The organism is Martinezella lusitana (assembly GCF_016901135.1).
GTDB classification, from domain to species: domain Bacteria; phylum Pseudomonadota; class Alphaproteobacteria; order Rhizobiales; family Rhizobiaceae; genus Rhizobium; species Rhizobium lusitanum_D.
In genome coordinates, this window is the sequence record NZ_JAFEVL010000002.1 from 1 (window position 1) to 794 (window position 794).

The 794-nt window shown below is 63.6% G+C and carries 1 protein-coding gene; it reads left to right on the forward strand.

The window, feature by feature from the left end:
• Positions 1-794 (forward strand): bifunctional methylenetetrahydrofolate dehydrogenase/methenyltetrahydrofolate cyclohydrolase FolD (folD, locus tag JTP94_RS00785; RefSeq protein ID WP_204848668.1); only part of this gene is annotated, 794 nt, incomplete at both ends.

The window sequence follows — 794 nt, forward strand, 5'->3', positions numbered from 1 at the left end:
GGAAAGATTGCGGCGGCTTCGGTGATCGAGGCGGTGAAGGTTGCCGCCGGCGGGCTAGAGACGGAGACCGGTGTTAGGACCGGGCTTGCCGTTGTCATCGTCGGCGACGATCCGGCCAGCCACGCCTATGTGAACTCCAAGAGCAAGATGGCCAAGGAATGCGGCTTCAAGTCCATCCAGCACACCCTGCCGGCGGAAACGACGCAGGGAGAACTCGCTGGTTTGGTACAGTCCTTGAACGAAGACCCGTCCATCCACGGCATCCTGGTGCAATTGCCGCTGCCGAAGCATCTGGATTCCGATGCGATCATCCAGTCGATCCGGCCGGAGAAGGATGTCGACGGGTTGCATGTGGTCAATGCCGGCAAGCTTGCCACCGGTGATCTCGCAACCGGGCTGATCTCCTGCACGCCGGCCGGCGCCATGCTTTTGGTGCGGCGCATTCATGGCGAGGACCTATCGGGGCTGAATGCCGTGGTCATCGGCCGCTCCAACCTGTTCGGCAAGCCGATGGCGCAATTGCTGCTCAATGCCAATGCGACGGTGACGACGGCGCATTCGCGCACCAAGGACCTGGCGGCCGTTGCCCGCACTGCCGATATCCTGGTGGCGGCTGTGGGGCGTCCTGAGATGGTCAAGGCGGACTGGATCAAGCCGGGCGCGACGGTGATCGATGTCGGCATCAACCGCATTGCCGCTCCGGAGCGCGGCGAGGGCAAGAGCCGGCTGGTCGGTGATGTCGCCTATGTAGAGGCTTCGGATGTCGCTGCTGCCATCACGCCGGTTCCAGGCGG